The organism is Streptomyces sp. NPDC015139 (assembly GCF_043079785.1).
Lineage (GTDB): Bacteria > Actinomycetota > Actinomycetes > Streptomycetales > Streptomycetaceae > Streptomyces > Streptomyces albidocamelliae.
The window spans coordinates 167,355-191,534 of the sequence record NZ_JBIBUW010000001.1 but is presented as its reverse complement, the minus strand read 5'-3'; the positions used below and the strand labels follow the sequence as shown (position 1 = coordinate 191,534).

The 24,180-nt window shown below is 71.9% G+C and carries 20 protein-coding genes; 10 read left to right on the top strand and 10 right to left on the bottom strand.

Features of this window, described 5'->3' with window-relative positions:
• The first annotated feature begins 121 nt into the window (after positions 1-121).
• From ACF08B_RS00865 to ACF08B_RS00845, 5 genes are all read left to right on the top strand, one after another.
• Entirely contained in the window at positions 122-3,244 is a 3,123-nt protein-coding gene (locus ACF08B_RS00865; RefSeq protein WP_392315401.1) for a BTAD domain-containing putative transcriptional regulator, read from the top strand.
• A 93-nt stretch (positions 3,245-3,337) separates the two neighbouring features.
• A complete protein-coding gene (locus ACF08B_RS00860) occupies positions 3,338-4,003 on the top strand; it encodes a M15 family metallopeptidase (RefSeq protein WP_392315400.1) in 666 nt (221 codons plus the stop codon).
• A 120-nt stretch (positions 4,004-4,123) separates the two neighbouring features.
• Positions 4,124-4,804 (top strand): RNA polymerase sigma factor, encoded by a 681-nt coding sequence (locus ACF08B_RS00855; RefSeq protein ID WP_392315399.1) that lies wholly within the window; start codon positions 4,124-4,126, stop codon positions 4,802-4,804.
• On the top strand, positions 4,801-5,973 hold the full coding sequence (locus ACF08B_RS00850) for a C40 family peptidase (protein WP_392315398.1): 1,173 nt from the start codon (positions 4,801-4,803) through the stop codon (positions 5,971-5,973). Before ACF08B_RS00855 ends, ACF08B_RS00850 begins: the two co-directional genes overlap by 4 nt.
• A gap of 201 nt (positions 5,974-6,174) precedes the next feature.
• Positions 6,175-6,912, top strand: a complete 738-nt coding sequence (locus ACF08B_RS00845; protein WP_392315397.1) for a hypothetical protein — start codon at positions 6,175-6,177, stop codon at positions 6,910-6,912.
• 56 nt (positions 6,913-6,968) lie between these two features.
• On the opposite strand, the gene ACF08B_RS00840 is transcribed toward ACF08B_RS00845, so the two are convergent.
• Positions 6,969-7,625, bottom strand: a complete 657-nt coding sequence (locus ACF08B_RS00840) for an SMI1/KNR4 family protein (RefSeq protein WP_392315396.1) — start codon at positions 7,623-7,625, stop codon at positions 6,969-6,971.
• Positions 7,626-8,197: 572 nt separating this feature from the next.
• Between ACF08B_RS00840 and ACF08B_RS00835 the strand changes: the two genes are divergently transcribed.
• The gene (locus tag ACF08B_RS00835) at positions 8,198-8,593 is read left to right on the top strand and encodes a hypothetical protein (RefSeq protein ID WP_392315395.1); all 396 of its coding nucleotides are present in this window, start codon (positions 8,198-8,200) and stop codon (positions 8,591-8,593) included.
• A 293-nt stretch (positions 8,594-8,886) separates the two neighbouring features.
• On the opposite strand, the gene ACF08B_RS00830 is transcribed toward ACF08B_RS00835, so the two are convergent.
• The 7 genes from ACF08B_RS00830 to ACF08B_RS00800 all read right to left on the bottom strand — a co-directional run bounded on the left by ACF08B_RS00830 (position 8,887) and on the right by ACF08B_RS00800 (position 17,849).
• The gene (locus ACF08B_RS00830; RefSeq protein ID WP_392315394.1) at positions 8,887-11,064 is read right to left on the bottom strand and encodes a discoidin domain-containing protein; all 2,178 of its coding nucleotides are present in this window, start codon (positions 11,062-11,064) and stop codon (positions 8,887-8,889) included.
• Positions 11,065-11,115: 51 nt separating this feature from the next.
• Positions 11,116-12,723, bottom strand: coding sequence for a glycoside hydrolase family 13 protein (locus ACF08B_RS00825; RefSeq protein ID WP_392315393.1), 1,608 nt, complete (start codon positions 12,721-12,723; stop codon positions 11,116-11,118).
• A 33-nt stretch (positions 12,724-12,756) separates the two neighbouring features.
• A complete protein-coding gene (locus ACF08B_RS00820; RefSeq protein WP_392315392.1) occupies positions 12,757-13,635 on the bottom strand; it encodes a carbohydrate ABC transporter permease in 879 nt (292 codons plus the stop codon).
• Positions 13,632-14,585 (bottom strand): carbohydrate ABC transporter permease, encoded by a 954-nt coding sequence (locus ACF08B_RS00815; RefSeq protein ID WP_392315391.1) that lies wholly within the window; start codon positions 14,583-14,585, stop codon positions 13,632-13,634. Before ACF08B_RS00815 ends, ACF08B_RS00820 begins: the two co-directional genes overlap by 4 nt.
• A 5-nt stretch (positions 14,586-14,590) precedes the next feature.
• A complete protein-coding gene (locus ACF08B_RS00810) occupies positions 14,591-15,943 on the bottom strand; it encodes an ABC transporter substrate-binding protein (RefSeq protein WP_392315390.1) in 1,353 nt (450 codons plus the stop codon).
• Between the two features lie 130 nt (positions 15,944-16,073).
• Positions 16,074-17,072 carry a LacI family DNA-binding transcriptional regulator gene (locus tag ACF08B_RS00805; protein ID WP_392315389.1) on the bottom strand — a complete coding sequence of 333 codons (999 nt, stop codon included), beginning with the start codon at positions 17,070-17,072 and terminating at the stop codon, positions 16,074-16,076.
• Positions 17,073-17,186: 114 nt separating this feature from the next.
• Positions 17,187-17,849, bottom strand: coding sequence for a hypothetical protein (locus ACF08B_RS00800; RefSeq protein ID WP_392315388.1), 663 nt, complete (start codon positions 17,847-17,849; stop codon positions 17,187-17,189).
• Between the two features lie 240 nt (positions 17,850-18,089).
• Here ACF08B_RS00800 and ACF08B_RS00795 point away from each other — a divergent pair, with 240 nt between their 5' ends.
• Positions 18,090-18,746: a helix-turn-helix domain-containing protein gene (locus ACF08B_RS00795; protein WP_392315387.1), complete on the top strand. Its 657-nt coding sequence runs from the start codon at positions 18,090-18,092 to the stop codon at positions 18,744-18,746.
• Positions 18,747-18,930: 184 nt separating this feature from the next.
• The gene (locus tag ACF08B_RS00790; RefSeq protein WP_093473174.1) at positions 18,931-19,158 is read left to right on the top strand and encodes a hypothetical protein; all 228 of its coding nucleotides are present in this window, start codon (positions 18,931-18,933) and stop codon (positions 19,156-19,158) included.
• 77 nt (positions 19,159-19,235) lie between these two features.
• Here the strand turns inward: ACF08B_RS00790 and ACF08B_RS00785 are convergent, their stop codons facing one another.
• Entirely contained in the window at positions 19,236-19,916 is a 681-nt protein-coding gene (locus tag ACF08B_RS00785; protein WP_392315386.1) for a 4'-phosphopantetheinyl transferase, read from the bottom strand.
• Entirely contained in the window at positions 19,864-20,766 is a 903-nt protein-coding gene (locus ACF08B_RS00780) for a metallophosphoesterase family protein (protein WP_392315385.1), read from the bottom strand. The genes ACF08B_RS00785 and ACF08B_RS00780 overlap by 53 nt, the downstream gene beginning before the upstream one ends.
• A 420-nt stretch (positions 20,767-21,186) precedes the next feature.
• Here ACF08B_RS00780 and ACF08B_RS00775 point away from each other — a divergent pair, with 420 nt between their 5' ends.
• Positions 21,187-22,308, top strand: a complete 1,122-nt coding sequence (locus tag ACF08B_RS00775; protein ID WP_392315384.1) for an ATP-grasp domain-containing protein — start codon at positions 21,187-21,189, stop codon at positions 22,306-22,308.
• 139 nt (positions 22,309-22,447) lie between these two features.
• Entirely contained in the window at positions 22,448-24,133 is a 1,686-nt protein-coding gene (locus ACF08B_RS00770; RefSeq protein ID WP_392315383.1) for a carbohydrate binding domain-containing protein, read from the top strand.
• Positions 24,134-24,180: the final 47 nt, after the last annotated feature.

Below are 24,180 nucleotides of genomic sequence, written 5' to 3'. Positions count from 1 at the left end.
CGTTCCACGAGGGGCCGGATCACGCCAGGTCGGCAGGGCTTCCGGCATGTCCGGAGCGGGTGCGCGGATATCGTTGTCACCCGCCCGCGCGGGGGCGGTCGGGTGAGGCGATCGGGGTTCGATGTTCGAGGTACGTCTGCTCGGTCCGGTCGAGGTGTGGGAGGGCGGACGGCGGGCGCCCCTCGGCGGGTCGAAGCCCCCGGCGGTCCTCGCCGCGCTCGTCGTGCACCTCGGCGAGGTGCTGTCCACCGAGCGGCTCGTGGACTGCCTGTGGGACGAGCGGGCTCCGGCGACTGCGGGCGCCCTGGTCGCCACCCATGTCTCCGCGCTGCGGCGGGCGCTGGCCCGGCTCGGTGCCGCCGAGGTCGTCCGCACCCGTCCCCCCGGTTACCTCGCCGACCTCGCCCCCGCCCAGGTGGACGCCCGCCGCTTCGAGGAACTCCTCGCGGCGGGCCGCGGGGCGGCCGGGACGGGACGGCCGCAGGAGGCGGTGGAGGCGCTCGGCGAGGCCCTCGGCCTGTGGCGGGGCCGGGAGGCGCTGGAAGGGCTCGGCCAGTCGTTCGCGCGGATCGAGTCGGCCCGGCTGGCCGAACTGCGGCTGGTCGCGCAGGAGGAGTCGTTCGGGCTGCTGCTGGAACTGGGCCGCGAGGACGAGACCATCGCCCCGCTCCTCGCGCACGTCGCCGCCCATCCGCTGCGGGAGCGGTCCCGCGGCCAGCTGATGACGGCGCTGTTCCGCACCGGCCGGGTCTCCGACGCGCTGCGCACCTACCGGGACGGCCGTGCGCTGCTCCGGGACGAACTCGGTATCGACCCCGGTCCCGAACTGAGGTCCCTGCACCAGGCGGTGCTGACCAACGACACCGCCCTGCTCGGCACGCCGTCCTCCCGGCGTACGCCCGGCACCGTGCCGGCACCCCGGGTGCCCCGGCCCGCGGCCGGCGAGGGCGAGGGCACGGTCCCCGCCACGGCCCGGGTGACCGTCTTCACGCCCGCCCCGTCCCATCTTCCGCCGGACATCGCGGACTTCGTGGGCCGGAGTACGGAGGTGGCCTGGGCGACCCGGCTGCTGGAGGGCGCCGTGGGCGCCGGCCGGACGGCTCCACCGATCGGGGTGATCTCCGGCCGCTCGGGCACCGGCAAGACCGCGCTCGCCGTGCACGTCGGGCACCGCACCGCCGAACTCTTTCCGGACGGACGGTTGTTCATAGATCTGCGGGCGGCGGACGCCACCCCGCTGCAGCCCGCCGACGCGCTCGCCCGGCTGCTGCGGGCCATGGGCACGGACGCGGGGACCCTGCCCGGCAGCCTGGAGGAGCTGACCGGGCTGTACCGCACGCACGTCGGGCACCGGCGGGTGCTGCTCATCCTCGACAACGCCGCGGGCGAGGCCCACGTACGGCCGCTGCTGCCGCCCGGTGCCGGTTCGGCCGTCCTGGTGACCAGCCGCCGGCGGCTGGTGGCGCTGGAGGGGGCGGCCCATCTGGACCTCTCCGTGCCCGGTGAGCAGGACGCGCTGGAGCTGCTGCGGCGGGTCGCCGGTACCGAGCGGACGGGTGCCGAGCCGGAGCGGGCCGCGGAGATCGTCGCGCTGTGCGGGCGGCTGCCGCTCGCGGTCCGCATCGCCGGGGCGCGTCTCGCGGCCCGCCCGCACTGGGCGCCCGGCCGGCTCGCCGGACGGCTGCGCGACGAACGGCGCCGGCTCAACGAACTCAGCGCCGGTGACCTGGAGTTGCGCTCCAGCCTGGAACTCGGGTACGCCGACCTCGATCCGCCGGAGCAGCGGGCGCTGCGCCGGCTGGCTCTGCTGGGCCTGCCCGACTTCGCGTCCTGGATCGCCGCCCCGCTGCTGGACATCGGTACCGAGGAGGCCGAGGAGGCCGTCGAGCGGCTGGTGGACTGCCACTTCATCGACGTCATAGGGGTCGACGAGACGGGCCGGGCCCGCTACCGCATCCACGACCTGGCCCGCGAACACGCCTACGAGCGCTGTCTCGCGGAGGACGGTGCCGAGGAGCGGGCCGGTGCGGTGCTGCGACTGGTGGCCTGCTGGCTGGACCTGGCCCGCAAGGCGGCGGCGCGCGGGCCCGGCGGCGCCGCCCGGCACTTCCCGGAACCGGCCGCCGTACGCGCTCTCGACGCGGAGACGGAGGCGTCGCTGCTGCGGCGGCCGGCGGCCTGGTTCGCCGCCGAGCAGGCCGGGCTGCTGGCCGCCGCCGTGCACTGCGCCGACCACCATCTGCCCCGGGCCGCCCGGGACCTGGCCGGGGCACTGATGGCCGGATCGGCCGCCCTCTACAACCAGTTCGACGCCTGGTCCCGCTCGCACACGGCGGCCATGGCGGCGGTGCGCCGCGGCGGGGACACCGAGGGCGAGGCCTGGCTGCTCGCCGGTCTTGGCCAACTGCACTACGAACAGGACGACTTCGACACCTCGTACACCTACTTCGCGGACGCGCTGCGGCTGTTCGAGGAACACGGCGGCGTACGGCGGGGGAAGGCGGTGGCCCTGGCCGGTATGGGCACCGCGCGGCGGGAGCAGGCGCGCTACGAAGCGGCGTCGACCCTGCTGCGGGCCGCCCTCGAGTGCTACGGGGCGGGGGACGACCTCGGCGCCCGCGCCCGGGTGCTGTACGGCATCGGGTACGTGCACCGGGAGCTGGGCGAGGACGCCGAGGCCCGGCGGGCGCTGACGGAGGCCCTGGAGCTGTACCGGGCGGCCGCCGACCGGCACGGCGAGGGCCTGACCCTGCGCTCCCTCGCCCTCTGCCACCGTGCCGAGGGCGAACACGCACAGGCGGAGCGGGTGCTGGGGGACGCGCTGCGGCTCTTCACGGAGCTGCACGACACGTTCGGCGTCATGTACACCGAGCAGTCGCTGGCCAAGGTCGAACTGCGCACCGGCCGTACCGGGCGGGCGGTCGAACGGCTGGACCGCTGTCTGACGGTCGCCCGGGAACGGCAGGACCGGTTCGGGGAGGCGCTGGTGCTGCGCACGCTGGGCGAGGCGCGGCTGGCCGCCGGTGACACCGGCGGCGCCCGGGATCCCCTGGAGCGGGCGTGCGCCATCTGGGAGGAGGTGCGGCTGCCGCTGTGGCGGGCGCGGACCCGGTGGGACCTGGCGGCGGTGTGGGCCGCGGACGGCGACGGGCCGGCGGCCCGGGCGGCCCGCGCCGAGGCGCTGGCGGTGTTCCGCTCGCTGGGCTGCCGGGAGGCACGCGAACGGGAGGCGGACGCCGGCTGACCGGAGGCCGGAACGAGCGCTGCAGAACCCCTGCTCGGCCGCTTGCAGAGAACCTGCAGAGCGGTTGCAGAGACCCCCGGCAGGCTGTTCGCCGTGACGGACATCATCCCGCTCTCCGACCCGCGGGTCGCCGAGGTCACCGAGCGCGAGTGCGGTGAACCCCTGGTGGACCTGCGCGACACGTCCGAGCTGCTGCTCGACCGGCGGCAGGCCGACGACACGGGTGCCTACGCCCACCTCAGGTCCGGGGCGCTGCGGCGCCTGGTGCTGGCGCAGGATCTGCTGCCGGCCGGCGTCCGCCTCCTGGTGGTGGAGGGGTACCGGCCGCCGGACCTGCAACTGCGCTACTTCGACAGTTACGCGGAGACGCTGCGCCGGAGCCACCCGGACGCCGGGCCGGCCCTCATCCGCGAACTGGCCAGCGCGTACATCTCCCCGCCGGAGGTCGCCCCGCACGTCAGCGGCGGCGCGGTGGACCTGACGCTGTGCACCGCCGACGGCACCGAACTGCCCCTGGGCACGGAGGTGAACGCGACCCCGGAGGAGAGCGGAGGCGCCTGCCGCACCGCGGCGCCCGGTATCGGCGCCGAGGCCCGCGCGCACCGCGAGCTGATGGCCCGGGTGCTGACCGCGGCCGGGTTCGTCAACTACCCCACCGAATGGTGGCACTGGTCGTACGGCGACCGGTACTGGGCGCTCATGCGCCGCGCCCCGGCCGCCCGTTACGGCCCGGCGGCACCGCCTCTCCGGGCCGCGTGACCTGCGGACCGGCGGACTCCACGAGGCGCCGGCCTCCCGTGCCGTACCGCGACGAGGCGGACCGGTACGGCACGGCGGCAGGCGCGCACCGCAGCACGATCGACCGACGGGGGAACATCCATGGACACCACTGGCGGCACCTGCGCGCCGGCGACGCGTGAGCGGGCCGGCGTCGGACCGCGCGAGTTCGACGCCTCCTTCACCGCCGACATGCCCAGGCTGCGCAGACGGCTGATGGCACTCACCGGCAATCCGCACGACGCCGACGACCTGGTGCAGGAGACGTACCTGCGGCTCTCCCGCCGCGCCCACGCCCAGGGTCTCGGGGAGCAGCGCCACCCGTACGCCTACACCTGTACCGTCGCGCTCAACCTGCTGCGCGACTCCTGGCAGCACCCCTCACGCCGGGAGCGGGCCACGGACCGGCTGCCGGAGACCGGCTGGGACGGCGGACTCGGCCGCTACGAGGCGAACGCCACGGCCCTGGCCCTGCTCGGCATGCTCTCCCCGAAGGAGGCGGCCGCGGTGATCCTCGTCGACCTGGAGGGCCTGAGCCACGACTCGGCCGGTGAACGGCTCGGCGCCCACCGCGGCACCGTGCAGCGCAACCGGATGCGGGCGCTGGCCAAGATGCGGGCCGCGCTCACCGCACAGACCCCGGTGCCACGCCCCGACGGGGGTGGGGCGCGGCACCGGCACGGCACCACGACGGCAGCCGCCGTCGCGGCGCACACACCCCCCACCGCCGTCACGGGCCTCGCCGGTGACGGACCGTCGACGACCGAAGGATGTGCTCCTTGACCACCTCGACCGCCCGCCGGTTCCTCGGCCGGGCCTTCGCCACCGCCCTGGCGGCGGCCCTGGCCGCCTGTATCCCGACGGCCGCGAGAGCGGCCTCCGCCCCGCACCACACGCACGCCACCACCTCCTCGGCGCAAGCGAGTTGCGGTGTCCTGGCCTCCGGCGCCTCGGCCACCGCCGAGGCCGCCGTGAACGCGGCCTGCTCCCAGATCGGCGTCTGGTACAGCTGGGGCGGCGGCCACGGGGCCACACCGGGCCCGACGTACGGCTACTACGACGGATCCGACCCGGACAGCATGCACGACGACGAGCGCCTGGGCTTCGACTGCTCCGGCCTGATGCGGTACGCCTACTACCGGGCCACCGGCAAGGACCTGCTCAACGGCACGGCGAACGACCAGTTCCACACCTCCAAGGCCGCGGCCCGCTTCTCCGCCGGTCAGGGCACGGGCCCGCTGGTCCCCGGCGACCTGATGTTCTGGGGCAGCGGGCACATCCACCACGTCGCCATGTACCTGGGCGCCGGGCAGATGGTCGAGGCGTACGAGTCCGGCACGCACATCCGGGTCACCCCGGCGCGCACCGGCGGCGACTACGCGGGCGCCGTCCGCATCAACCCCACCGGCGCGCCCACTCCCCCGCCCGCGGACGGCGGTACGGTCTTCGAGACCTGGGGAACCGGGGTGCGCACCCACTCCACGCCGAGCGTGCGGAGCGCCGTGGTGGACACCTTCGCCGGCCCCACGCAGGTGTCGGTGCAGTGCCAGGAGCACGCCGAGACGGTCACGGCGGACGGCTACACCAACGACGCCTGGTCCAAGCTGACCGACGGTTCCTGGCTGACCAACATCTACGTCAAGGGCCCGGCGTGGCTGCCGGGCGTCCCGGACTGCGGTGGTGACAGCCCCGCGCCGCCGAGCGGGGGCAGCAAGGCCCACCAGACGTGGGGCACCGGGGTGCGCACGCACAGCCAGCCGAACGTGAACGCGGCCGTGGTGGACTACTTCGCGCAGCCGACGACGGTCAACGTCGTCTGCCAGGCGCACGCGCAGCAGGTCACGGCGGAGGGCTACACCAACGACGCCTGGTCCAAGCTGACCGACGGATCGTGGATCACCAACATCTACCTCAAGGGCCCGGCCTGGCTGACGGACGTGCCCACCTGCTGAGCGAGCGCCCGCCCGGAGCCGGCCCTCCCGGTTCCGGGCGGACGCGTGCCCAGGGGCCGGTGCCCATGCTTCCGCACGGACGCGCACCGGTTCGGAGAAGTCCTCATATGGGGGGATCGAAGGGATGAACGGCGGTAATATCCCGCGCACATGACACCCGCCGGCCCCTTTTCGTGCCGGTGCGGGAGGGGGAGGAAGACCATGATCCGCAGGTGTGCGCTGACGCTCGGGGCGATACTGCTGGCGAGCGGCTGTGGCGGCTCCTCGCAGCACGAGTCGGGTGCCGGGCGGTCCCCGTCCGTGGACGCGTCCACGTCGTCGGCGTCCGACACCGCCTCGCCGACGCCGGAGGCCACCGAGTCCTCCCCGGAGCCGGCGCTCACCACCGAGGAGCCCGTCGAGGAGACGTCCGCCGAGGACACCCCCAGCTCCGACCCCCTCGACAGCGACGACGGGGAGGACACCACCGAGGACGACACCGAGCCTGCCGGGGACGGCAGCGTGGACTGCGCCGCTCTGGCCGGCAGCGGGACGTTCACCGACCCGCTGCAACTCGGTTCGCTGGACGGCCCGGTGACCGCCCGGGGCTGCGCTCCGCTGACCCCGGGCTCGCCGTTCAACGTCCGCTACTTCTCGTTCACCCTGTCCGGTTCGCCCGGCTCGAACGCGCACGCCGGGGCGTCCTTCGTCCTCACGCAGGACGCGAGCGGCCCGGTGTACCCGGCCATCGTCCAGCCCAACGGGTGGGTCCTCAAGCACAGCCTGGGGTCCGGGTACTGGACCGGGACGGAGCCCGACTTCACCGGCCGGTACCAGCAGATCGGGGATCTGGCGCCGGGCACGTACATCCTGCGCACGGAGAAACTCGACACCGCGCTGCACTCCATGACCACGCCGTCGTACGACGTCGTCGTGGACCCCGACTCCTCGTCCTACTGAAGCCTGCTGAAGCGTTTCGGGAACAGGCGCGCCGAGAACACCAAAGGCCCCGGATTTCACTTGCGTTCCTTATCGATCTCCCGATCGCCGGTGGCCCTGTTCCTGGGGAACATGTCCGCGTACGGGTCCGGCTCGCCGGTGTCCGGATCCAGCCCAGCGAGCCAGCGGCGCTCCGCTTCCTTCGAGTGTACGAAGCTGTTCGGGGTGCCCTTCTCCCAGAAGATCGAGCTCACCGGGCAACCATCGGCGAAGTCCTCGAACCGGTCCTCGAAAAGGCGGCACAGGAACTCCGCCATACCGAAGGGGTAGGCGGTAAAGCGCGAGCGGGTGTGGCGGCCGCACACCACCACCGGCCACCGATCGGGATCGTTGCCCGTGGTCAGCCAGCACAGAATGTCCGCGCCCGCCGTGACACCCCAGGCCAGGAGGTGTTCGGGGTGGACATCGAGCGCCTCACGGCCACCTTCCATCTTCCAGATGTGACGGGCGTTGGCCGTCTCCTCCTTCATCGAGTCGTCGACCCAGCGGCGGCCCTGGAAGGGCAAAGGGGAGAACACTCCGGCATCGCCGTTGATCGAACCGGTGCCGTAGCGGGCCATGAACGCCATGTAGTCAGCCGGAAAGCGGGTGCCCCAGACACTCTCCACGGCGCCCCAGTCGATCTCCTCGTCCTGGCCGTGCTCGGGCGGCATCAGTCTCTCGAGGGCGGCCATGTGTGGATGCACTGTCATGCCGGCACAGGCTACGGGGAGCATATGACGCCGTGCTCAGCACGGCGAAGCCAGTCTCGGACCGAGCCGGTGAAGGCAGAGCAGGACGCCGATGGCTTGATCGATGGTGGCGTCGGAAGAGACGGCCGGTCGAAGGTGGCCGGCCGACTTCCTCTTCCAGCTGCGCCGTGTGCTCGTCACGGGCCGACACGGCTGCGTGCGTCTTGCCGTTGCAGGGTCGTGCGTGGTGGCTGAGGCGGGAAGCCATGGGAGTCGCCCTAGGAGCGATGGCCGGTTGGTCGGCCCGCTACTTCGTACCGGCCCGGAGTCGTACCACCATCCCGGTCAGCCCCGCAGTCGCCTCCAGCGGCTGCCTGCGGTGGAGCATTCCATCACGGTTGAAGGCGGCGGAGACGGCGATCAGGGCAGGACGAGCACGGCAGTCGGGCTGGCTGGGCCCGACAACCGGGCTCGTGGACCGGGCCGTGCCCTGCGGAACCCCATGCGCCGTGGTCGGGCTACGCTCCCTGCTCTGCGTCCCGCAGAGGACGAAGTCTGACCGCAAGCGAGGGTTGATGAGCCGCCGTATATCTCAAAGTGCATTGGTCGTCGGCTCTCTCGGCATCCTGATCAACACCACGGACGCGATCGGAACAGGGCGCCTGGAGCCGCACGATGCCTTCCCCGCGCTCGTCGCGCTCGGTGCGGGTGGTGAACTGCTCAAAGAGCGGCGGCCGAGGGCTGCAAAAGGGTTGCATGCCTTGGCGTCGGTTCTGGTCGTAGTCGCAGGCTCCGTCGCGGGTGCCCGTGCATGGGCCTCACTTTCCAGGGGCACGACGTATGACTGGCTCGACCTCGGACTTGGGATCCTGGTCGTGCTTTACATTGCCGTCGGTGCGGGTCAGCTGCTCGCGTCCCTGTCCCGCAGAGCGTCGAAGTCTCGCATGAATGCCCATGCGCCCAACGAGTAGCGGCGGCCAGATCCGCCCTCTACGGCCTTGAGGCAGCCTGGACCATCCTCCGTGGCGAACAGCGTGAGGAAGCCAGGCCGCTTCTTTCGGATCATCGACCGGCATTTCGCATCAGTGCAAGCATTGCAGCTGCCACCGCGTCGACGAAGGTGGGAGCGGATCGCCCGGGACGAGTACGCCTTGGCTCGGCGACGCGGGCAGCCCGGCGGCACCGGACCGCTCCCGGACCCTGGCCCTGGCGCGGACCGCCGCGTCCCGGGTGCCCTGAGCCCGGGACGCGGCGGCCGAGGTGGTCAGGACGTCAGGTACGCCTCCACCTCGCTGAACTGCCCCGCCGGCCAGCCGGTGTTCGCACTGACACTCAGGCGCAGGTACCGCAGGTTCGTGCCGCTCGGCAGGGACACGGTCGCGGTGTTGCCGGTCGCGGGGTCGAAGCGGTAGCCCTGGGATCCCACCACCGTGGAGTAGGCCGAACCGTCGGTGCTGCCGAGCACGGTGACCGTCTGCGTGCGGGCGCCCCAGGCCGCGGACGGGGGCAGCTTCAGCACCAGCCGGCGCACCGCGTACGACGAGCCGAGGTCGACCGTGAAGGCCTGCGGGAAGGCGTTGTTGGTGGACTCCCAGTACGAGTTGGCGTCCCCGTCGACCGCCTTGCCCGGCGTGTAGACGTCCTGGGAGCCGGTCGCGGTGGCCGGGCGGCCCTTGGCCAGGTTGCGGCCCGGGTCGGGATCCGGGTTGCCCTGTCCCGGTTGCGGCCAGGTGGAGCAGTCCGTCCAGGTGCTGGACCAGCCGGAGTTGCCGCCGCCGTCGGTGAGGGCGAAGGACCCGGAGTTCGCCGGGTACGGGCAGTTGTAGACGCCCGCCGCGCCCACCTGGGTGGCGGTGACGTTCTTGAAGGTGGCCGCGCCCTGCGCCTCGGCCTGGACCACGACGGTCCCTGTGTTCCGCACGGTCGCGCCGGTCACCGTGACGTTCCGCACCGGATACCCCCGTCCGCCGCCCGAGACGAACTCGAAGGCGCTGTACGGGCTGTCGGTGATCGTCGTGTTGGTGATGTCGACGGTGGCGTCGACGGCGCTGTCGTACGAGTCGACGCGCAGCGCGCCCATCGGGTGGTTCCAGTTGGGGTTCATCGCGCCGGTGCGCACCAGGGTGTTGCCGTCGACGGTGATGGTGCCGGACAGCGGGCTGAAGGGGTCGAGGAACTTCTGGTTGGAGATGGCGATGCCGCTGCCGAGGGCGTTGGTGTCGGAGATCAGGTTGTTCTTCACGGAGATGTCGGTGCCGCCGTATATGGCGATGCCGTTGGCGAGGTTGGGCTGCGAGATCGTGTTGTTCTCGAAGCTGGAGTTCGTGTCCGGGGCGTACAGGGACCACATGGCGAGGGAGTCGTCGCCCTGGTTGCGCAGGAAGTTGTTGCGGACGCGGACACCCTTGGCGGTGCCGTTGAGGTTGAGGCCGTAGGCGGTGGTGTCGAGGATGCGGCTGTTCTCCACCACCAGGTTGTCGTTGTTGCCGGTCAGCCACAGCCCGACCTTCAGGTGCTGGAGCCACATGCCGGAGACGGACGAGTTCGGGCCGAGGGAGCCGTTGACGAAGTTGTCGGGGCTGGAGTCGACGCGCTCGGTGACCTCGCCGATGACCGCGAAGTCCTTGATGTGGACGTTCCCTGAGGAGCTGGTCTGGTCGATGAAGCGGGAGGTGTGCACGACCGAGTACCAGCTGCCGGCGCCCTGGAGGGTCACGTTCTGCACGCCGTTCAGGGAGGACGTGACGCGGTAGTCGCCGGGCGGTATCCAGACCGTGCCGCCCTGGGCGGCGGCGATGGCGTCCCGGAAGGCCTGGGTCGAGTCGCCGTTGCCGCTGGGGTCGGCGCCCTTGGCGACGACCGACACCGAGCCGGCGGGCTGCGAGGCGGCCGCGGCGACCTGCTCGAAGTCGGCCACGTCGACGGTGACCTGGGTGCCCGTGGACTCGACGGCGACCTTGTCGCCGGCCTGGACGTCCCGGCCGAGCAGGAGACGGGCGTTGTCGAAGAAGTGATGGGTCTTGGCGCCGGCGATCCAGCCGGTGTCGACGTACGAGTACTTGGAGGTCACCGGGAGGGACTGGGCGATCTTCGTACCGTTGACGTACACGGTCAGCGAGCCGGACTGGCCGTCCGGGACGCTGTAGGCGAGGTTCACCGCGTTGGCCGCGCGCGGCACGGTGAACTCCACCCGCTGCCCCGAGGACAACCGGACGGCCTGCCGGCCGGAGGCTTCCGAGGCGAGGGTGCCCTGGGTGTAGTCGGGGCCGATCTTCGTGCCGGTGGTCGTCGCCGCCTCGGCCTCCACGGAGGTGAAGGGAAGGGTGGCACCCGAGGCGGCGTGCGCGGCCGGGGCGGCGGCGACGAGCATGCCTGCGGCGAGGGCGACGACCGCCCCGATGGCCGGCATGCGCCGGAGGTGTGCGGCGGTGCTGCTGTGCATGTGCTGATCCCTTCGTGGTGGGGGTGCGTGGGACAGCTGTGCGCGGGCGGCTCAGGCCAGCAGCCAGGCCGCCGTGTCCTGTGGCAGCCGGCCGGTGTCGTCCAGCGGGCCGCTGCTCAGCAGGAGTCGGGAGTGCGCGGGGAGAACGGCGGGCGTGTTGGCGAGGTTCACCACGCAGATCGCGCCGTCCGCGCGGGAGAAGGCGAGGACGCCGTCGGGGGCGGGCAGCCAGGTCAGGGGACCGTCGCCGAACACCGGGCGGGCGGCGACGGCCTCGCGGTACAGGGTGAGCACGCTGTGCGGATCGTCCCGCTGCCGGTCGACGGCGTACGACGGCCAGTCCGCCGGCTGCGGCAGCCACGGCTCGTCCCGTGAGCCGAAGCCCGCGTACGGCAGGCCGGCGGCCCACGGCAGCGGTACCCGGCAGCCGTCGCGGCCGGGGTCGGTGCCTCCCGAGCGGAAGTACATCGGGTCCTGGACGCGGTCGCCGGGGATCTCGGCCTCCGGCAGGCCCAGTTCCTCGCCCTGGTAGAGGTAGACCGAGCCGGGCAGGGCCAGGGACAGCAGGGCGGCGGCGCGTGCCCGGCGGGTGCCGAGCGCCAGGTCCGTGGGCGTGCCGAACGCCTTGGTGGCGAAGTCGAAGGCGGTGTCCTCGCGGCCGTAGCGGGTGACGGTGCGGGTGACGTCGTGGTTGCACAGCACCCAGGTCGCCGGAGCGCCGACGGGGGCGTGCTCGGCGAGTGTGGCCTCGATCGAGGCCCGCAGCCGGCCGGCCTCCCAGGGGCAGGACAGGAAGGAGAAGTTGAAGGCGGTGTGGAGTTCGTCGGGGCGCAGGTAGCGGGCGAAGCGTTCGGTGTCGGGGAGCCAGACCTCGCCGACGAACACACCGCCGTACTCGTCGGCCACGCGCCGCCAGGAGCGGTAGACGTCGTGGAGTTCGTCGCGGTCGACGAACGGGTGCGGCTCGGGGTGCGCGGCGAGGTCGGGCAGGTCCGGGTCCTTGGCGAGGAGGGCCGCCGAGTCGATGCGAACGCCTGCGACGCCCCGTTCGAACCAGAACCGCAGGATGTCCTCGTGCTCCTGGCGTACGGCCGGGTGCGCCCAGTTGAGGTCGGGCTGCTCGGGGGTGAACAGGTGCAGGTACCAGTCGCCGTCGGGGAGGCGGGTCCACACCGGTTCGGTGGAGCCGGCGAACTGCGACGGCCAGTCGTTGGGCGGGAGTTCGCCGTCCGGCCCGCGTCCGGGGCGGAAGTGGAACAGCTCGCGCTCCGGGCTGCCGGGTCCGGCGGCGAGGGCGGCCCGGAACCAGGGGTGCCGGTCGGAGACGTGGTTGGGCACGATGTCGACGATGGTCCGGATGCCCAGCTCGCCTGCCTCGGCGATGAGTTTCTCCGCCTCGGCGAGGGTGCCGAACGCCGGGTCGACGGCCCGGTAGTCGGCGACGTCGTAGCCGCCGTCCTTCATCGGTGACAGGTACCAGGGGTTGAACCAGAGGGCGTCCACGCCGAGTTCGGCGAGGTACGGCAGCCGGGTGCGGACGCCCGCGAGGTCGCCGGTGCCGTCGCCGTCGCCGTCGGCGAAGCTGCGGACGTACACCTGGTAGATGACGGCCGAGCGCCACCAGTCAGGGTCGTTTGGGGCATGGGTGGGCTGTCCCACGGAGCGTGCCTTTCGGTAGACGGGGCGTCGGTGTCAGCCCTTGGTGCTGCCCGCGCTGATCCCGGCGATGATGTGCCGCTGGAAGACGAGGAACAGGGCCACCATCGGGATGCTGGCGATCACCATCGCGGCGATGAGCACGGTGAGCTGGATGTTCTGCGACAGCTGCACGAGCGCCACGCTGATCGGCTGCTTGTCGGTGTCGGAGAAGACCATCAGCGGCCACAGGAAGTCCTGCCAGACGGCGACCAGGGCGAAGATGGACACCACGCCGAGCACCGGGCGGGACATGGGCAGCACGACCGACCACAGGGTGCGCAGCTTGCCGGCACCGTCCATCTCGGCGGCCTCCAGCACGTCCCGCGGGAGCTGGTCGAAGAACCGCTTGAGCAGGTACAGGTTGAAGGCGTTGGCGACGGCCGGCAGCCAGATGGCGAGGGGGTCGTTGAGCAGGCTGGTGTGCAGCAGCGGCAGGTCGGCGACCGTGAGGTACTTGGGTACGACGAGTGCCTGGGCCGGCACCATCAGGGTGGCGAGGATGCCGCCGAGGATCACCTTGCCGAAGGCCGGCCTCAGCTTGGACAGGGCGTAGGCGGCGGCCGTGCAGAACACCAGCTGGAAGGCCCAGGCGCCGGCGGCCTGGACGAGGGTGTTCTCCAGGTGACGTGGAAGCTCCATCAGGTCCCAGGCGTCGGTGTAGCCGCTGCCGTTCCAGTGTTCGGGCAGCAGGGTGGGCGGGGTGCGGGCCACCTCGTCGGGGGACTTCAGCGCTGCGGTCACCATCCAGTACACCGGGAAGAGGAAGGCGAGCGCGAAGAGGAGCACGACGGTGGTGAACACCGTCCAGTAGGCGGCCTTTCCGCGCGGGCGGGCGAGAGTGGCCGGTGAGATCAGGGTGCGGGTGCCGCTCATGCGTCCCCCTCGGAGCGGGTGAGCCGCAGGTAGACGGCGGAGAAGGCGCCCAGCAGGAGCAGGAGCAGCACGCTGAGGGCGCAGGCGCCGCCGAAGTCGTTGTAGAGGAAGGCGTACTTGTAGATGAGGTAGAGGACGGTGACGGTGGCGTTCTCCGGTCCGCCGCCGGTGATGACGAACGGTTCGGTGAACACCTGCATGGTGGCGACGATCTGCAGGAGCATCAGCATGAGGATCACGAACCGGGTCTGCGGGACCGTGACGTGCCGGACGCGCTGGAGCAGGTTGGCGCCGTCCAGTTCGGCGGCCTCGTACAGCTCGCCGGGGATGGACTGCAGGGCCGCCAGGTAGATGAGGACGGTGCCGCCCATGTTGGCCCAGGTGGCCACGATCACCAGGGAGAGCAGCGCGGTGTCGGTGCCGTTGGACCAGTTCGAGGTGGGCAGGTGCAGCATGCGCAGCGTCTCGTTGGCGAGGCCGGTCCCGGGGTCGTAGAACCACTTCCACAGCAGGGCGCTGACCACGGGCGGGATCATCACCGGCAGGTAGACGACGACCCGGAAGAACGCCTTGGCGTGCCGCAGTTCGTTGAGGACGAGGGCGAGCAGGAAGGGGACGGCGAAGCCGACGAGCAGGGCCAGCAGGGTGAAGGTGAGGGTGTTGCGCCAGGCCGCGGAGAACTCGGGGTCGTGCAGGACGCGGGTGAAGTTGGCGGTGCCGACCCATGCGGGCGACGAGCCCGGGGTGTACTTCTGGAAGGCGATCACGACCGCGCGGATCGCGGGGTACCAGGAGAACAGGGCGAAGCAGAGCAGTCCGCCGAGGAGGAACGCGTAGGCACGGGCCTGGTCGATCAGGCGGTGCCGCCTCCGGTCCCCTGCCGGAGGCGGCACAGGGTCCGGGTGGGCGGCGGCCGGTGCCGGGGGCCGCCGCTCGGCCGTCTTCGTCATGCCGGTCAGCTCCGGGCCAGGATGCTGTCGATCTTGCCGGACGCCTCCTCGAGGAGCTGGTCGATGTCCGCGTCCTTCTTGGTGAGGACGGCGGAGACGACACCGTCGAGGACCGTGTAGATCCGCTGGGCGTCCGGGGGCTCGATCTTCATCCGGAGCCGCTGGTTGCCGTCGAGGAAGGACTGGTAGTTCTCGACCGGGACGTTGGCGTTGGCCTTCTTGACCTGCTGGTCCTTGGCGTCGGCGGCGCCGGTGAACAGCCGGGGCTCGGGCAGGCCGACGGGTGCGTCGTTCTTCTTGGCGCGGGCGTAGTCGCCGAGGAAGCCGGCGCCGGGGGTGAGGAACATGTGGTCGAGCCACTTCAGGCCGGCGCGGATCTGGGCCGGGGTGTCCTTCCTGTTGAACATGTAGCCGTCGCCGCCGACGAGGGTGCCCTTGCCGCCGGGCATGGGGGCGAGGGCGAGGTCCTGGTAGTCGCCGCCCTTCTCCTTGACGAGGATCGGGATGTTGTCCGGGGCGGAAAGGTACATGCCGAGCTTGCCCGAGCCCATCAGCTGCTGGACGTCGTTGATGACGAGGAGCTGCTTGCTGCCCATCGAGTCGTCGGTCCACCGCATGTCGTGGAGGTTCCGCAGGACGGCGTGGCCTTCGGGGGTGTCGACGGTGGCCTTCTTGCCGTCCGCGTCGACCACGTCCCCGCCCTGTGAGTACAGCTCGGCGGTGAAGTGCCAGCCGCCCTGGTTCTGGGCGCTGTAGTCGGCGTATCCGACGGTGCCGCCTCCGAGGGCGGCGATCCTCCTGGCGTCGGCGCGCACCTCGTCCCAGGTGGCGGGGGCCTTGTCGGGGTCGAGACCGGCCTTCTCGAAGAGCTTGCGGTTGTAGATCAGGCCCATGGAGTAGCCGGTGCGCGGGACGCCGTAGACCTTCCCGTCGACGGTGTAGATGTCCCGGAGCTGCTTCTGGACGGTCTCGTAGCTCTTGAGTTCCTTGAGGTACGGGGTGAGGTCGGCGGCCTGGCCGATGTCGACGACGTGCCGCGCGTCGGTGAAGTACGTGTAGAAGACGTCCTCCATCTGGCCGCCGGCGAGCTTGGCGTCGAAGGTCTTCGGGTCCTGGCAGGGGAAGGCGTCGTGCGCCACGACGTCGATGTCCGGGTTCTTCTTCTCGAAGGCCGCGACGTCGTCGTCGAAGAACTTCCGGTCGACCTCGGCGCTCTTCGGCGGCTCGCAGTTGACGGTGATGCGTGTCTTGCCGTTCGCCGCGTCGTCGTCGCCGGACCCGCAGGCGGTCGCGGTGAGCGCGAGGGAGGAACAGACGCCGATCACGGCGACGGTGCGGCGGAACCCGGTGCTTCTCATCGGTGGACCCCTCATGGCAGGAGCGGTGGGCGCCGCACACTCAAGCACCGCCGACATCTGTTCGCAAGATGTGGCGCAGAATCTGTAATTATTTGACAGCCAGATGGAACACTCCGTCGAGTCGGGGATCTCAGTCGCGCGGTGCCTGTCCGGTGGATCCGCGCACCACGAGCTCGGGTTCGAACAGCAGCTCCTCGGCGGGCACGGCGGTGCCGCCGATCTGCGCGTTCAGCAGCTCGACGGCCGCGCGCCCCATGGCCTCGATGGGCTGGCGGACGGTGGTGAGCGGGGGTTCGGTGCAGTTCATGAAGGCGGAGTCGTCGTAGCCGACGACGGAGATCCGGCCCGGGACGTCGTACCCCTTGCGGCGGGCCGCCCGGACGGCGCCGAGCGCGAGCGGGTCGCTGGCGCAGATCAGGCCGGTGACACCGCGGTCGATGAGCCGGGAGGCGGCGGCGTGCCCGCCCTCGATGGAGAAGATGGCCCGCGCGACGGAGTCCTCCGGCAGATCACCGGCGAACGACCGCGCCGCGGCGAGTTTGCGGGCCGAGGGCACGTGGTCGTTCGGGCCGAGGACCAGGCCGATGCGCTCGTGGCCGAGGGAGGCGAGGTGCCGCCAGGCCTGCTCGACGGCGACGGCGTCGTCGCAGGACACACTGGGGAAGCCGAGGTCCTCGATGGACGCGTTGACCAGCACGACGGGGATGTTCCGCTCGGCGAGCAGCCGGTAGTGGTCGTGCGGTGCGTCGGCCTGCGCGTACAGACCGCCGGCGAAGACGACGCCGGAGACCTGCTGCTGGAGCAGCAGCTCCACGTAGTCCGCCTCGGAGACGCCGCCCTTGGTCTGGGTGCACAGCACCGGGGTGAGGCCCAGCTGGGCCAGCGCGCCGCCGATGACCTCGGCGAACGCGGGGAAGATCGGGTTCTGCAGCTCCGGCAGGACCAGGCCGACGAGCCGGGCGCGTTCACCGCGCAGCTGGGTGGGGCGTTCGTACCCCAGGACGTCGAGGGCGGTGAGCACCGCCTGCCGGGTGGGCTCGGAGACCCCGGGCTTGCCGTTGAGCACCCGGCTGACCGTGGCCTCGCTGACCCCGACCTTCTTCGCCACTTCCGCAAGTCGTCGCGTCATGGACGCAAGCCTAACGCAAAATACGCAAGCTACTTGCGTAACGAGAGCGCGGAAGACGCAACGCGGAGTCTTCGACCCGGCGCCGCCGGCGACCTGAACGCCGGCGGTGCCGGGTCAGTCCTCGGGCGGCGGAACGACCGTGAGGTGGGCGGCCGCGCCGTGCGGGCGGCGTACCGGCGGGGCCGGGCGGCGCGGATCGCGCAGGACCATCGTCAGGCGCCGGTGGCCGAGGTCCCGCAGGGTTCCCGGGGTCTCCTCGACGATCCGGCACTCGGTCGGACCCCGGCGCGGGTCGGGGTGGAGCAGCAGCCGGACGGCCCCGTCCAGACGGGTCGCGGCCTCACCGACGGCCCGGATCCAGTGCGGCAGGCCCTGCCGGTAGGCGGCCTCCATGAGCGGGTCCTGGGCGATGTCCCGGCGGATGCACTGGAGTTCGTGGTCGTGGCCGTACGTCTCCAGCGCGGTGCGCAGATGGGCCAGCATCGGCAGGCACCAGCCGGGCTCGTGCTCGCCCAGGATCTCGCCCGCGTCGGGGTGGAACAGGACGAAGCGCAGGAAGTTATCGCCGGGCATGGCCGTCGGATGAGGGCGCACGCCCCGGAAGAGCGTCTCGAAGGCGCCGTTGGCCATGACCACGTCCCAGCGGTGGTCGACGACCAGGGAAGGAAAGGGCAGCGACTCCAGCAGCATGGCGTAGTCCTGGACGTACGCCCAGGTCTCGTCGGTCTCGGGGACGGGCCGCGGTGCCGGCCGCTGCCCTCCTGCCTGATGTGCCATCGGGAGGTCACCCCTCTTGCCTCTGCGGCCTTCACGCGGCGATGCGATCCTGGTGCCCAGCGACAAGTGATGTCAACTATCGTGGCATTCCATGCCGGTTGACGGCTGAAATTCGCCACAGTTGTGGCGAGACCTGGCTGTGAGTTCGACGCACCCGCTACTCTCCGGGAAGTTCACGGCGACCGCTTGCGAGATGCACGCACGCGTCTGAAACCCTCGAGAGACGTAGGAGTTCTGTCGGTGACGGATGGCTACGAGGATCCGGGCGCCGCGGCGACCGCCCAGCTGCCGGCCGTCGTCGCCCGCGTCACCACGCTCGCCGAGCGGCTCGGCGTGCCGCACGCCGAGGTCTTCGACGTCGCGCGGCTCTCCACCGCCTGCGGGGTGCCCGAGCCGGTGGTCAAGGCGCTGCTCAGCGGACGGCCCGCGGGTGAGCCCGACGTCCAGGCACGTTTCCTGCAGCGCCTGGACCTGCTGCGCCGCACCCGGCTGAAGCCCAACGGCCGCAAGTACACCCAGCAGGAGATCGCCGACGGCGCGGGCATGTCCCGGCAGCAGGCCGGCGCCCTCATCAACGGCGACCGGCGGCCCACCATGGAGCACTGCGACGCGCTGCAGCGTTTCTTCCGGGTGCACGCCGGATTCCTCACGGCGGAGGACCCGGAGGCGCTGGCGGGCGCGCTCCAGCGCACCGAGCAGGAGCTGTTGCAGAAGCTGGCCGACCGTGAGCGGGCCGCGGCGGAGGCCGCCGAGGATCCGCTGGAGCGGCTGCTGCAGGACCACGGGGTGCGCGGAATCGCCTGGCGGGCCGCGCAGTTGCCCACCGACCAGCACCGGGACAAGGTCGCGGAGTGGCTCGACATGCTCCTGGAGAGCGTCAAACGGCCCGAGTCGTAAGAGCGGCGTCAGGGCTCCTTCCAGGGGATTCGGGTGTGTTTCCGGTCCGCTGAGCGGGCGAACCGGCGCGGAGCCGGACGGCGTTGTCAGTGGTGGACGGCAAGCTGGACGCGTGCGCCGTCCGACTCGGCGCACGGCGCCGCAGGGCGCGCGACCGTGACGCCTACTCGGGGAGAGCCGACCGATGCCCACCGCCGTACTGACCGACCGTGAGCGTACCGCCGTACAGGCCTACCTGCGGCTGCTGCATACGGTGCGCGCCGCCTTCGACGGGCCGCCGGACGGCGACCGGCCCGCCGTCGTCCCGCCCGCCGTGCTCGCCGAGGCGGAAGCGGCACTCGCCCGGGCCGGACTCGCGGGGAACGAGGAGCAGTTCTTCCATCTGCTGCGCGAGTGGTGCCCACCCGCCTGACGAACGGCCCCGCCGATCCGCCGCCGTCACGCGAACCGGAGCGACGACGGCGGTCGCGCGGCCGTCCCGGCGGGCCGTCAGGCGTGCGGCACGGTGACGGCCGTCGCGACCACTCCGCCGTGTACGAGCCAGCGGCCGTCGAAGGACTGGAGCCGGTGGCCGCCGACCAGGGGGCCGGGGACGAGGAGTTCGGCGTGCAGCGTACCGGCCGTCCTGCCTCCGGGGTCCGGGCTGAGGGTGATGTCGGCCTCGGAGAAGTCCAGCCACTTGCGGGTGAGGGGGTACCAGGCCTTGTAGACGGACTCCTTGGCGCTGAACACGATCCGGTCCCAGTGCACGGCGGGCCGCTGGGCGGCGAGCAGCGCGACCCGCTCCGCCTCGACGGGCAGCAGGACGGACGGCCCGACGCCCTCCGGGAGCGGCCCGTGCGGTTCGGCGTCGATGCCGAGGGAGGCCAGGTCGCGGACGCGGACCAGGGCGGCGGCGCAGTAGCCGTCGCAGTGGGTCATGCTGCCGGTCAGGCCGGCCGGCCAGAGCGGGACGCCCCGGTCTCCGTTGACGACGGGGTGCGCGGCCACGCCGAGCTTCTCCATGGCGCGCCGGGCGCAGCCGCGCACGGCGGCGAACTCACGGCGGCGCTTGGCCACCGCGCGCGCGACGAGCGGCTCCTCCTCCGGGTGGAGCGGGGCGTCCCACAGCGGGTCGTCACCGTGTGCCTCCACGGCCACGACCGACTCCGGGAGCAGCTCCTCGATCACCGGTGTCCTCCAGGGGCAGGATGCGGCGCAGCCGTCCCGGGGGCCCGGGACGCTTGCGCCATTCGCGGGGGTATCCGACGGAGACCTCTTCGAAGCGGACTCCGTCGAGCCAGGTGGTGCGGGGGATGTGCAGATGGCCGTACACCATCGTGGCGACTCGGAACCGGCGGTGCCAGTCCGCGGTCAGCCCGGTGCCGCACCACATGGCGAATTCGGGGTACCACAGGACCTCGGTGGGGTGCCGGTCCAGCGGGTAGTGGTTGGCGAGCACGGTCGGCAGGTCCGCGGGCAGCGCGGCGAGCCTGCGCTCCGTCTCGGCGACCCGGGCCCGGCACCAGTCCTCCCGGGTCGGGTACGGGTCGGGATGCAGCAGCTGCTCGTCGTTGCAGACGATGCCCGTGCTCCGGGCGTGGGCCAGGCCCTCGGCCTTGGTGGCGCTGCCGGCCGGCAGGAACGAGTAGTCGTACAGCAGGAACAGCGGGGCCACGGCCACCGGGCCGCCGGGGCCCTCCCACACCGGGTAGGGGTCCTCGGGCGTGAGCACGCCCAGTTCCTGGCAGAGTCCGACCAGGTGCTCGTAGCGGGCCTGGCCGCGCAGCCGGACCGGGTCGCGCGGGTGCGTCCACAGCTCGTGGTTGCCCGGCGTCCAGATCACCTTGCGGAAGCGGTCCGCGAGGGTGGCGAGGGCCCAGCGGATGTCGGCGACGGTCTCGGCGACGTCTCCGGCCACGATCAGCCAGTCGTCCTCGCCGTCCGGCCGCATCCGCTCGACGAGGGCGCGGTTGTCGGGGTACCCGACGTGCAGGTCGCTGATGGCGAGCAGCTGTCCGGCCCCGGTCGTCGACTCCACCGCGCGCCCCCTCCCGATCACCGTCCCGCCGTCACCACCAGAACACATTCGGGGACGGCGGACAAGAGGCGCCGGACCGCCCACGGGCGTCCGGCACGGCTCGGCGTACGACCGCGGACCGCCTCGGCGTACGACCGCGGACCGGCTCGGGGCGGCCGGATCGGGCCGGCCACGCGGCCGTCGGCGGGTGGGCCGACGACCGCCGCCGGGGCCGCCGCCGGCGGGCGCGAGCCCTGGGGACGGCGCCCGGGAATCCGTAACATCCGCGTTGCACGCGGGGGCTCTTGAAAGCCGTATGATCGCCCCAACACCGGCGCCCCTCACTCCCCTTCGCACAGGGCCGTTCGGTGTCCCTTCCTTCCTTCTGCCCGGGCACGGGTCGCCGAGCCCTGCCCGCACACCCCCGAAAGGCGGCCCTGCATGGTCTCTCGCGTACGCGTATGGCTCAACCGCACGTACGCGGAGAACGTGTTCTTCATGGATCAGCTGCGGAGGAATCCCAGCGACCGCGCGGTGGAGATCCACGCCACGCACGGGGACCCGGACTCCCCCGTGCTGGCCGCCGCCGACACCGCCGACCTGGAGCCGGAGGGCCTGTCCCCGGCGGGCTACGTGGAGTACGCCCTCGACCAGTGCGCCCGGCGCGGCATCGACGTGTTCGTGCCCCGTCTGCACCAGTCCGCGATCGTGCGGCACCGGGCCGATTTCGCGGCGGTGGGAACGGCGCTGCTGGCGCCGACGCCCGAGGCCGTGGCCGTGTTCGAGGACAAGGCGACCGCTTACGAGGCCGTCCGTTCGGTGGGGGTCCCGGTGCCGCCCTGGCGGCGGGTCCGGACGGCGGACGAACTGCGCGCCGCCGTCGAGGAGTTGGAGTCGGCCGGACACACGGCGTGCTTCAAGCCGGCGGCCGGCGCGGGCGGGGTCGGCTTCCGGGTGATCACCCGGGCCCCCTTCTCGCTGGCGAACCTCGCCGGCTTCCCCGGCCCGCACGTGCAGCTGGACCTGGTCGTCGAGGCGCTGGCGCTGGCCGGGGAACCGGTGGACTGGCTGGTGATGCCGCGCCTGGAGCAGCCGGAGGTGTCCGTCGACTGCCTGACCGGCCCGGACAACGTGGTGCGGCTCGCGGTGGGCCGTACCAAGAACGGCCGCCGCCGGGGCTTCACGCTGGACGAGCGGTGGCTGGCACCGGCCCGGCTGATCGCGGGCGGCTTCGGTCTGCACCACCTGTCCAACATCCAGTTCCGCATGTTCGGCGACCACCCGGTGCTGCTCGACGTCAACACCCGGCCCGCCGGCGGCCTGCACCAGCTGGCACTCTGCGGGATCAACGCGCCCTGGGCAGCCGTGCAGTTGGCGCTGGGCGAGGATCCGGGGACCGTGGAACCGCCGTTCTTCGGGCAGGACTACACGGTGGTGTCCGGACCGCGCCCGCTGGCACCCGTGACGCTCCCGCGGCAGCGGACGGGACCGGCGGAGATCCTGCTGCCGGCCGTACCCGCTCCCGCGCAGCCGGCCTCGGCGGCGCAGGCGCTGCCCCTCTGACCGGTTCTCGTCGGTCCACCGGTATGGACCAATCCCGCTCTTCTCCTTGACAGCGGGATTGGTCCATACCAAATTCATTGGCGCACCTGTTCCGCACCTCCCGCACTCCCCGACACCCCCATCCCCACAGGGAGATCGCGTGCGTCATCTTCTCGGGCGTTCCAGACGCCGGCTCCTCGCCGTCCTCGGCTCCGCGGCCCTCGCGCTCGGCGGGGCCGTCGCCCTTCCCGGTACGGCCCATGCGGCCAACGTCCTCACCAACCCCGGCTTCGAGTCGGGCGGTCTGTCCCCCTGGACCTGTTCCGGCAACCTCGGCTCGGTCGTCTCCTCCCCCGTGCACGGCGGTTCCAAGGCCCTGCAGGGCGCGGTGACTTCGAGCGACAACGCGCAGTGCAGCCAGACCGTCGCGGTCCAGCCGAACACCACGTACAAGCTCACCGGCTGGGTCCGTGGCAGCTACGTGTACCTCGGCGTGAACGGCGGCGCCTCCACCTGGACCTCCTCCCCTTCCGCGTACAGCCAGCTCAGCGTCTCCTTCACCACGGGCGCCTCGCAGACCAGCGCCACCGTCTACGTGCACGGCTGGTACGCCCAGGGCACCTACTACGCCGACGACATCGGCCTGGACGGTCCCGGCGGCGGGGGCGGCGGTGACACCCAGGCGCCGACCGCGCCGAGCGGGCTCGCCTCCACCGGCAAGACCTCGTCGAGCGTGTCGCTGAAGTGGAACGCCGCCACGGACGACGTGGGGGTGACGGCGTACGACATCTACAGCGGCGCCAACCGGCTCCTGAGCGTGTCCGGCACGTCGGCCACCGTCAGCGGACTGTCGCCCAGCACGTCGTACACCTTCACCGTGAAGGCGCGGGACGCGGCCGGCAACACCTCGCCCGCCTCCAACGCGGTCGCCGTGACGACCGACGCGGGCGGTGGCGGCGGCACCGGCTTCAAGCAGGCCGCGCCCTACCTGTACGAGGGCTGGGGCGATCCACCGAGCCCGACCACGGTGATGAACGCGACCGGGGCCAAGTGGTTCACGATGGCGTTCGTCCTGGACTCCGGCGGCTGCACGCCGGCCTGGGACGGCAGCCGGGCACTGACCGGCGGCGTGGACCAGACGGCGATCAACCAGATCCGGTCCGCGGGCGGTGACATCGTCCCGTCGTTCGGCGGCTGGCAGGGCAGCAAGCTCGGCGCCAACTGCTCGTCCGCGAGCGCACTCGCCGGTGCCCTGCAGAAGGTGATCGACGCCTACGGTCTGAAGGCCGTGGACATGGACATCGAGAACACCGACGAGTTCGAGAACGAGGCCGTGCAGGCGAGGATCCTGACCGCGCTCAAGACGGTCAAGGCCAACAACCCCGGCCTGCGGACCATCGTCACCTTCGGCACGTCCACCACGGGCCCGACCTACTACGGCAACCGGCTCATCGAGCAGGCCCAGTCGCTCGGCGCGAACATCGACGTGTTCACCATCATGCCGTTCGACTTCGGCGGCGGCTCGGACATGTACGGCAGCACCGTGAACGCGACGGAGGGGCTGAAGAACAAGCTGAAGTCCACCTTCGGCTGGGACGACGCGACCGCCTACGCCCACATCGGCATCTCGGGCATGAACGGCCTGTCCGACCAGCAGGAGACGACCACGCCGGCGATCTGGACCCAGATCCGCGACTGGGCGAACTCGCACCACATCGCCCGGCTCGCCTTCTGGTCCGTCAACCGCGACCGGCCCTGCCCGGGCGGCGGTGTCGCCGAGAACTGCTCCGGCATCAGCCAGAGCACCTGGCAGTTCACCTCGATCACGGCCGGGTTCACCGGCTGACGATCACCCCCGGTACCGCGGAGGGCAGCTCGGCGGAGCGGCCCTCC